We start from the raw sequence: 7,474 nt of genomic DNA on the forward strand, positions 1-7,474 counted from the left end.
TCATGATCGGCGCGGCGCTTCCCGCCCCCCCGAACCCCCCCCTCGTACAATCGCGCCCGTGATTTCAGTCCACCGGCACCGTCAACCCGGGGCTCGCCAAGCGCGCAGCCGCGATGCCGCACGCCTTCACAGCTTCACGCTGGCCCGCATCGCGCGCGGCTCGCAGAGCCGGCGCTCGGGCTGCACCCGCCTGGCGCCGCCGTAGCACGGTCGAACCGTACAAGCCGCCAGGTTGTTTCGGGCATCGCCCGACGCCCGGCATGTTCATTCCCGTCTACAAAATCCTGCCCCGCCCTGCCACACCCAGCGCGGCGGGGCTGGCCATTTCCATGTCGAAGCATCCCCATCCCTTTCGCGCCGAGTGGGCGCCCAGCATTCCGCGCGAGCTCATGGCCGGCGCCGTGGCCACCTTTGCGCTGATCCCCGAGGTCATCGCCTTTTCCTTCGTGGCTGGCGTCGATCCTGCCGTCGGGCTGTTCGCGTCTTTCATCATCAGCATCGTCATCGCCTTCACGGGCGCGCGCCCGGCCATGGTGTCGGCGGCCGCGGGCTCGGTCGCCCTGGTGGCAGCGCCGCTGGTGCATGCGCATGGCGTGCAGTATCTTTTTGCAGCCGGCATTCTTGCGGGGGCCGTGCAGATCCTGTTCGGCGTGCTGCGCCTGGGCGTGCTGATGCGCTATGTGTCGGGCTCGGTGCGCACGGGCTTCGTCAATGCGCTGGCCATCCTGATCTTCTCGGCCCAGATGCCGCACCTGATCGGCGCCAATGCCGCCACCTGGGCCATGGTGGGCGCCGGCCTGCTGATCATCTACGGCCTGCCCCGGCTGACCACGGCCGTGCCCTCGCCCCTGGTCTGCATCGTGGTGCTGACGGTGGCGGCGAATTGGCTGGACCTGCCCCTGAAGACGGTCGCCGACCTGGGCCTGCTGCCGGACGGCCTGCCCAGCTTCGGGCTGCCGCAGGTGCCGTGGTCGCTGGAGACGCTGCGCCTGATCGCCCTGCCCGCGCTGGCGATCGCCATGGTGGGATTGCTGGAGTCCATGATGACGGCCAGCGTGGTCGATGAACTCACGGACACGCCCAGCTCCAAGAACCGCGAGTGCAGCGGCATCGGCGTGGCCAACATCGCGGCCAGCCTGTTCGGCGGCATCGCGGGCTGCGCCATGATCGGCCAGACCGTGGGCAATGTGCGCTACGGCGGCCGGGGCCGGCTGTCCACGCTGTTCGCGGGCGCCTTCCTGCTCATCCTGATGGTGCTGCTCAAGCCCTGGGTGTCCCAGGTGCCGGTGGCGGCGCTGGTGGCCATCATGGTGATGGTGTCGGCCTCCACGCTGGACTGGGGATCGGCCCGCGCCCTGCTCAGGCATCCCAAGCTGTCCAGCGCCGTGATGCTGGCCACCGTGGTGGTCACCGTGGCCACGGACAACCTGGCCGCCGGCGTGGGCGTCGGCGTGCTGCTCAGCGGGGTGTTCTTCACCTTCAAGGTCTCAAGGCTGCTGTCCGTCGAGAAGACGCAGGACGGCGCAGGCCTGACCTACCGCGTCTCGGGCCAGGTCTTCTTTGCCTCGGCCGACCAGTTGGTCGATGCCTTCGACGTGCGGGACATCGAAGGCCGGCCCGTGCGCATCGAACTGACCAACGCCCATTTCTGGGACATCACGGCCGTCAATGCGCTGGACAAGGTCTGCCAGCGCCTGCGCAAGCACGGCAGCAAGGTCGAGGTGACGGGCCTGAACGAACACGGCCGGGCACTGGTGTCGCGGCTGGATATCGGCATCGAGTAGGAAACCTGCCCCGGGCATGGTTTCCCTGCGCTGGCAGACCGCTTGCTTTCCTGGGGCAGACGCGGTCTGCTCTTTCGCAAAGAGAAATCCGTCAAATATCGAATGTGGCATTCAGAAAATTCTCTATTTCAAAGAGTTACTCTTTTGAAATAAAGATTCCAGCCCGCTCATTTAGGATCTGGACCGCTGTCACCTCCCCGAACCCGTTCCATCTCTTCCATGCGACTCAGATCCGTTATCTTGGGCCTTGTCCTCCTGGTCTTTGCCGCATCCGCATCCTGGTTGGCCGTGTATGGGTTTCTCATCTCCCAGGAGGACTACTCGCCTGAGCGGGGATCGCTCAGATATTACGTAGGCATCTCTTCCCTGATACGCAATGCGCCAGCGACAGGGACGATGGCGCAGCCCACCTACTTCGGCTCCGTCGGTGATGGCAACAAGCCCCCGCAGTCCGAGATGACCTTCGAGACCAGCGCCAAGGACATCACCGAGGCCACTGCGGCCCTCACCAGCTACCTGCGCCAGAAGGATTTCCACCAGAGATCCATCGAAGCCGGAAATGCCGCCGCATCGTTTGTCCCCGAGGGAGAGCGCCTTGTCCAATACGCGCAATACGCGTCATCGGCCGGCGAAGTTGCCGTACTGGCGGTCACCCAGGCAATCGCAACAGGCCTGTGCAAGGTCACGCTCACCCATTACGACTGAACATGTCCAGCAGATCCCACATACCCCGAAGACTCATCTATACCTGCAACTGCGGATGGATTGACCTGGGCCACCTCCAATCGGTCGAGAGCCATCGCAATCGCTACGCCAGTGCGGCCTATCTCTGGAAAGACATACTGCATGAGCGCGGCATCGGGATTCCCGGTCACTCCGACAGCCATCTGATTCAATACAAGCAATCCATGGGGCGCTTTGGCCTGACCCAGGAATTTGCCAAGTTCTATCTCGTCAAGAAAGGCCTGTCTCTTTCAGCGAAGCGCTCCGTGGCCCTGGCCATATTCATGGAGGTTTCCATGGGCTTCGAGAGCCTGCAGGCATCCATGTCGCTCCTCACAGACAGTGGATTCAGCCAGGAAGACCTGGTTTCCAACCTGATTGGCTTCTACATGGTCGTGCACGGGGCACTGGACTGGAAGAATCTGTGCAAGCCGGTTTCCACCGAGGCATCGCTGGCCGTCTGGGATGCCAACGGTCCCGTGGGAAGCCATAAAAACAAAGTCTTCCAGCCGCAGTTCCACGCCTGCGAGGAATGCAAGAGCAAGCACCATGTGCAGCTGCCGCGCTTTCCTTCCGCGTTTCAGTCCATACAGCCCGCATCCAAGGGTCTGCATTTCATCGAAGCATCTGATGGGCTGCCAGTGCCAAAGCACATGCTTTCGACACTGTTTCCCTGAGTCTTCCTGCCCTGCTCCAGAACGCAGGCGCCCTCACCGCTCATCGAACGACAGCACCACGCGCTCGGTCAGCGGATGCGCCTGGCAGGTCAGGACAAAGCCGCAGGCGACCTCATTCTTGTCGAGGGCGAAGTTGCGCTCCATGCGCACCTCGCCCTCGACCACCTTGGCGCGGCAGGTGCCGCAGACGCCCGAGGTGCAGGAATAGGGCACTTCCAGCCCGGCCGAGGAGGCCGCATCCAGGATGCTGGCCTGGCCGCGCGTGAAGGGGATCTCGCGCGAGAGGCCGTCGCGCACCAGGGTGATGCGGGCGGTGGCGGCGTCGCCGGGCTGGGCCTCGTGCACCACGGCGCCCACCGTGCCCTGGCCTGCGACCGGCAGGGCCACGCCGAAGCGCTCGATGTGGATGCGCTCCTCGGGCACGCCGGCAGCCAGCAGGGCGGCCTCGGCCTCGTCGTTCATCTGGAAGGGTCCGCAGATGTAGACATGGTCGATGTGCGCGGCCGGCACCACGCCCTGCAGGAATTCGGCGATCTTGGTTCGGTCCATCACGCCCATGTTCAGCGGCAGGTCGGTGTGTTCGTCCGAGAACACATGCTGCAGCGACAGCCGCGACATGTAGCGGTTCTTGAGGTCCTCGATCTCCTCCTTGAACATGGTGGACTGCAGCTGGCGGTTGCCGTAGATCAGCGTGAAGCGGCTGGCGGGCTCGCGCGCCAGCACGGTCTTCATGATGGACAGGATGGGCGTGATGCCGCTGCCGCCGGCGATGCCCACATGGTGGCGCGCGGCCCCGGGCTCGATGGGCACGAAGAAGCGGCCCTGGGGCGCCATGACCTGCAGCGTGTCGCCGGGGCGCAGATGCTCGTTGATCCAGTTGGAGAACTGGCCACCGCGCACCTTGCGCACGCCCACGCGCAGCTCGCCGTCATCCACGCCTGCGCAGATGGAGTAGCTGCGGCGCAGGTCCTGGCCGTCGATCTGGTGGCGCAGCGTCAGGTACTGGCCCTGGGTGAAGCCGAAGACCTCGCGCAGCGCGGGCGGCACGTCGAAGGAGACGACCACGGCCTCGGCCGTGTCGGGCGCAATGCTGCGCACGCGCAGCGGGTGGAACATCGTGGTCGTGGTCATATCGGCTTGAAGTGTTCGAAGGGTTCGCGGCAGTCCAGGCAGCGGTGCAGGGCCTTGCAGGCCGTGGCGCCGAAGGCCGACAGCCGCTCGGTGTGCACGCTGCCGCAGTGCGGGCAGGCAATGGGCTCGGGCGCGGCAATGCCCTGGCGGCGGCGCACCAGGCGGATGGGCGAGGTGCCTTCCGGCAGGCCGGAGTCGCCGCAGCGCCCTGGGGGCGCGATGCCGTACTCGCGCAGCTTGCGCCGGCCGTCGTCGCTGATCCAGTCCGTGGTCCAGGCCGGGGCGCGGCGCAGCACGGCGCGCGCGGGGCCCAGGCCGGCGGCCTCGATGGCCTCGAGCACGCTGCGCTCTATGACCTCGGTGGCCGGGCAGCCCGAGTAGGTGGGCGTGAGCACGATCTCCATGCCCTGGCCTTCGGGCAGGGCATGGACCTCGCGCACGATGCCCAGCTCGCAGACCGAGATCACGGGCACCTCGGGATCGGGCACGTCCTGCAGCGCGGCCCAGGCCAGGCGCTCGCGCTCGGCCGAGGCGGATGTGACGGCCACCAGCCGTGCGGCAGCCATCACCACACCCCGCCCGGATAGGCGCGCTGCAGGTGCTGCATCTCGGCCAGGATGAAGCCCATGTGCTCGCTGTGAACGCCGTTGCGGCCCGTGCTGCGGAAGGCGGATTCGGCCGGCATGTCCAGCGTGGCCTCCTGCAGCAGGGCGGCCATTTCGGCCTGCCAGGGCTCGCGCAGCTCGGACCAGGCCGGGCCCAGGCCGCTGGCACGTGCGGCGGCGTCCGTGGCGTCGTCGGTGAACAGCTCGGCCGCATAGCGCCACAGCTGGGCCAGGGCCGCCTCCATGCGCTGGCGCGATTCCTCGGTGCCGTCGCCCAGGCGCACCACCCAGTCGCCCGCGTGCTGCTCGTGGTAGCGCGCTTCCTTGAGCGCCTTGGCGGCGATGGCGGCCAGCTCGGCGTCGCTGGAGTGCACCAGACGCTCCCACATCAGGCGCAGCCAAGTGGCGGCCATGGCGTTGCGCAGCACGGTGAAGGCGAAGTCGCCGCGCGGCAGCTCGGCCAGCGTGGCATTGAAGTAGTCGCGCTCGTCGCGCAGAAAGGCGAGCTGGTCCTCGTCGTGCGCGCGGCCTTCGAGCTGGCCGGCGCGCGTGAGCAGCGCACGCGCCTGGCCGACCAGGTCCAGCGCCATGTTGGTCATGGCGATGTCCTCTTCGAGGATGGGCGCGTGGCCGCACCACTGGCCCAGGCGCTGGGCCAGGATCAGGCAGGTATCGCCCAGGCGCAGCAGGTACTGCACCTCGGGGCGGGCGTCGATGGCGATGGAGGAGGCCGAGGCGGAGGCGTTCATGGCTGCACCCCGCTCACATGTGGTCCACCGAGGGCGGCAGCTGGTAGAAGGTCGGATGGCGGTAGACCTTGTCCTGGGCCGGGTCGAAGAACATGTCCTTGTCGCCGGGGTCGCTGGCCACGATCTGGTCCGAGCGCACCACCCAGACGCTCACGCCCTCCTGGCGCCGCGTGTAGACATCGCGCGCCATCTGCAGCGCCATCTGCGGGTCGGCCGCATGCAGGCTGCCGCAGTGCTTGTGGTCCAGGCCGGCCTTGCTGCGGACGAAGACTTCCCACAGCGGCCATTCGTTGGTGATGTTCTGTTCGACGGTGGTCATGCGGCCTCCTTGCGGGTCTGGTTTCTCTGTGTCTGCTTGCGGGCATGGGCCAGGGCGGCCTCGCGCACCCAGGCGCCTTCGTCCCAGGCCTTGACGCGGGCGCCCAGGCGCTCGCGGTTGCAGGGGCCGTCTCCGGCGATCACGCGCCAGAACTCGTCCCAGTCGATGGGGCCATGGTCATGGGCCTGGCGGGCCTCGTTCCATTTCAGGTCGGGATCGGGCAGGGTGACGCCCAGCACCTTGGCCTGGTCCACCGTGGCGTCGATGAACTTCTGGCGCAGCGCGTCGTTGGAGATGCGCTTGATGCCCCAGCGCATGGACTGCGCGCTGTTGGGAGACTGGTCGTCGGGAGGACCGAACATCATGATGGACGGCCACCACCAGCGGTTGACGGCGTCCTGCACCATGGCCTTCTGCGCCTCGGTGCCCTGCTGCATCATGGTCAGCAGCGCCTCGTAGCCCTGGCGCTGGTGAAAGCTCTCCTCGCGGCAGATGCGCACCATGGCGCGCGCATAGGGCGCATAGGAGCAGCGGCAGATGGGCACCTGGTTCATGATGGCCGCGCCGTCCACCAGCCAGCCGATGGTGCCCATGTCGGCCCAGGTCAGCGTGGGGTAGTTGAAGATGGAGCTGTACTTGGCCTTGCCCGTGTGCAGCGCGTGCAGCATCTGGTCGCGGCTGCTGCCCAGCGTCTCGGCGGCCGCGTAGAGGTACAGGCCATGGCCGCCCTCGTCCTGCACCTTGGCCAGCAGGATGGCCTTGCGCTTGAGGGTGGGCGCGCGGCTGATCCAGTTGCCCTCGGGCAGCATGCCGACGATCTCGCTGTGCGCATGCTGGCTGATCTGGCGCAGCAGCGTCTTGCGGTAGTTGTCGGGCATCCAGTCCTTGGCCTCGATGAATTCGCCGGCATCGATGCGCTCGTCAAAGCGCTGCTGCAGGCGCATTTCGTCGGCCGAGCGCACGGCCTTGCCGCCATCGCCCGCTTCCTTGCCCATGGTGTCCATGGCCTGGGTGTACATGTGCGATCTCCTTCAGTGAAATGGTTGACGACGGCCGGCGGTGCCTCAACGCGGCCGCCTGTCGTACACGCGCCGGGCCTTGCCGGTCTGCGTGCGCTCGATGGTGTCGGGATCGAAGACGCGCACCGCCGTGGAAATGCCCACCAGGGTCTTGATGCGCTGCTGCACCCACTGCGCGATCTCGCCGCGCTCGGCATCGCCCAGGCCGCGCCGCTGCGGCTGCAGCTCGCAGTGCACCTCGACGGTGTCCAGCAGGCCTTCACGGCTGATGTGCATCTGGTACAGGCCCGTGAGGCTGGCATTGGCCAGCACGATTTCCTCGATCTGGGTCGGAAAGACGTTGACGCCGCGGATGATCATCATGTCGTCGCTGCGCCCCACGATCTTGCCCATGCGCCGGAAGCTGCGCGAAGTCGGCGCCAGCAGCCGCGTCAGGTCCCGCGTGCGGTAGCGAATGATGGGCATGG

8 protein-coding genes and 1 pseudogene are annotated in these 7,474 nt (G+C 66.8%); 3 read left to right on the forward strand and 6 right to left on the reverse strand.

Annotated features, from left to right (window positions below):
- Window positions 1-329 precede the first annotated feature (329 nt).
- The 3 genes from AC5I49_RS21055 (at window position 330) to AC5I49_RS21065 (ending at window position 3,184) form a co-directional block, all read left to right on the forward strand.
- A complete protein-coding gene (locus AC5I49_RS21055) occupies window positions 330-1,784 on the forward strand; it encodes a SulP family inorganic anion transporter (RefSeq protein WP_495789838.1) in 1,455 nt (484 codons plus the stop codon).
- A 396-nt stretch (window positions 1,785-2,180) separates the two neighbouring features.
- Window positions 2,181-2,489 carry a hypothetical protein gene (locus AC5I49_RS21060; RefSeq protein ID WP_227469571.1) on the forward strand — a complete coding sequence of 103 codons (309 nt, stop codon included), beginning with the start codon at window positions 2,181-2,183 and terminating at the stop codon, window positions 2,487-2,489.
- Window positions 2,490-2,491: 2 nt separating this feature from the next.
- A complete protein-coding gene (locus AC5I49_RS21065; RefSeq protein WP_016449342.1) occupies window positions 2,492-3,184 on the forward strand; it encodes a hypothetical protein in 693 nt (230 codons plus the stop codon).
- A gap of 33 nt (window positions 3,185-3,217) precedes the next feature.
- Here the strand turns inward: AC5I49_RS21065 and paaE are convergent, their stop codons facing one another.
- The 6 genes and pseudogenes from paaE to AC5I49_RS21095 all read right to left on the reverse strand — a co-directional run.
- Window positions 3,218-4,315 (reverse strand): 1,2-phenylacetyl-CoA epoxidase subunit PaaE, encoded by a 1,098-nt coding sequence (gene paaE, locus AC5I49_RS21070; RefSeq protein ID WP_252652395.1) that lies wholly within the window; start codon window positions 4,313-4,315, stop codon window positions 3,218-3,220.
- Window positions 4,312-4,881, reverse strand: a complete 570-nt coding sequence (gene paaD, locus AC5I49_RS21075) for a 1,2-phenylacetyl-CoA epoxidase subunit PaaD (RefSeq protein WP_046240026.1) — start codon at window positions 4,879-4,881, stop codon at window positions 4,312-4,314. Before paaD ends, paaE begins: the two co-directional genes overlap by 4 nt.
- Window positions 4,881-5,669: a 1,2-phenylacetyl-CoA epoxidase subunit PaaC gene (gene paaC / locus AC5I49_RS21080; RefSeq protein WP_013804630.1), complete on the reverse strand. Its 789-nt coding sequence runs from the start codon at window positions 5,667-5,669 to the stop codon at window positions 4,881-4,883. Before paaC ends, paaD begins: the two co-directional genes overlap by 1 nt.
- A gap of 13 nt (window positions 5,670-5,682) precedes the next feature.
- Window positions 5,683-5,988 carry a 1,2-phenylacetyl-CoA epoxidase subunit PaaB gene (gene paaB / locus AC5I49_RS21085; protein ID WP_016454266.1) on the reverse strand — a complete coding sequence of 102 codons (306 nt, stop codon included), beginning with the start codon at window positions 5,986-5,988 and terminating at the stop codon, window positions 5,683-5,685.
- The gene (gene paaA / locus AC5I49_RS21090) at window positions 5,985-7,007 is read right to left on the reverse strand and encodes a 1,2-phenylacetyl-CoA epoxidase subunit PaaA (RefSeq protein WP_012202742.1); all 1,023 of its coding nucleotides are present in this window, start codon (window positions 7,005-7,007) and stop codon (window positions 5,985-5,987) included. The genes paaB and paaA overlap by 4 nt, the downstream gene beginning before the upstream one ends.
- A gap of 45 nt (window positions 7,008-7,052) precedes the next feature.
- A pseudogene (locus AC5I49_RS21095) lies at window positions 7,053-7,474 on the reverse strand (phenylacetate--CoA ligase); the annotation flags it as partial.

The organism is Delftia sp. (genome assembly GCF_059499305.1).

Bases quoted from the DNA above. Each gene is read 5' to 3' on its own strand.
- paaC (WP_013804630.1), bottom strand. From the start codon at position 5,669: ATGAACGCCTCCGCCTCGGCCTCCTCCATCGCCATCGACGCCCGCCCC.
- paaE (WP_252652395.1), bottom strand. From the start codon at position 4,315: ATGACCACGACCACGATGTTCCACCCGCTGCGCGTGCGCAGCATTGCG.
- AC5I49_RS21065 (WP_016449342.1), top strand. From the start codon at position 2,492: ATGTCCAGCAGATCCCACATACCCCGAAGACTCATCTATACCTGCAAC.
- AC5I49_RS21060 (WP_227469571.1), top strand. From the start codon at position 2,181: ATGGCGCAGCCCACCTACTTCGGCTCCGTCGGTGATGGCAACAAGCCC.
- AC5I49_RS21055 (WP_495789838.1), top strand. From the start codon at position 330: ATGTCGAAGCATCCCCATCCCTTTCGCGCCGAGTGGGCGCCCAGCATT.
- paaB (WP_016454266.1), bottom strand. From the start codon at position 5,988: ATGACCACCGTCGAACAGAACATCACCAACGAATGGCCGCTGTGGGAA.
- paaD (WP_046240026.1), bottom strand. From the start codon at position 4,881: ATGGCTGCCGCACGGCTGGTGGCCGTCACATCCGCCTCGGCCGAGCGC.
- paaA (WP_012202742.1), bottom strand. From the start codon at position 7,007: ATGTACACCCAGGCCATGGACACCATGGGCAAGGAAGCGGGCGATGGC.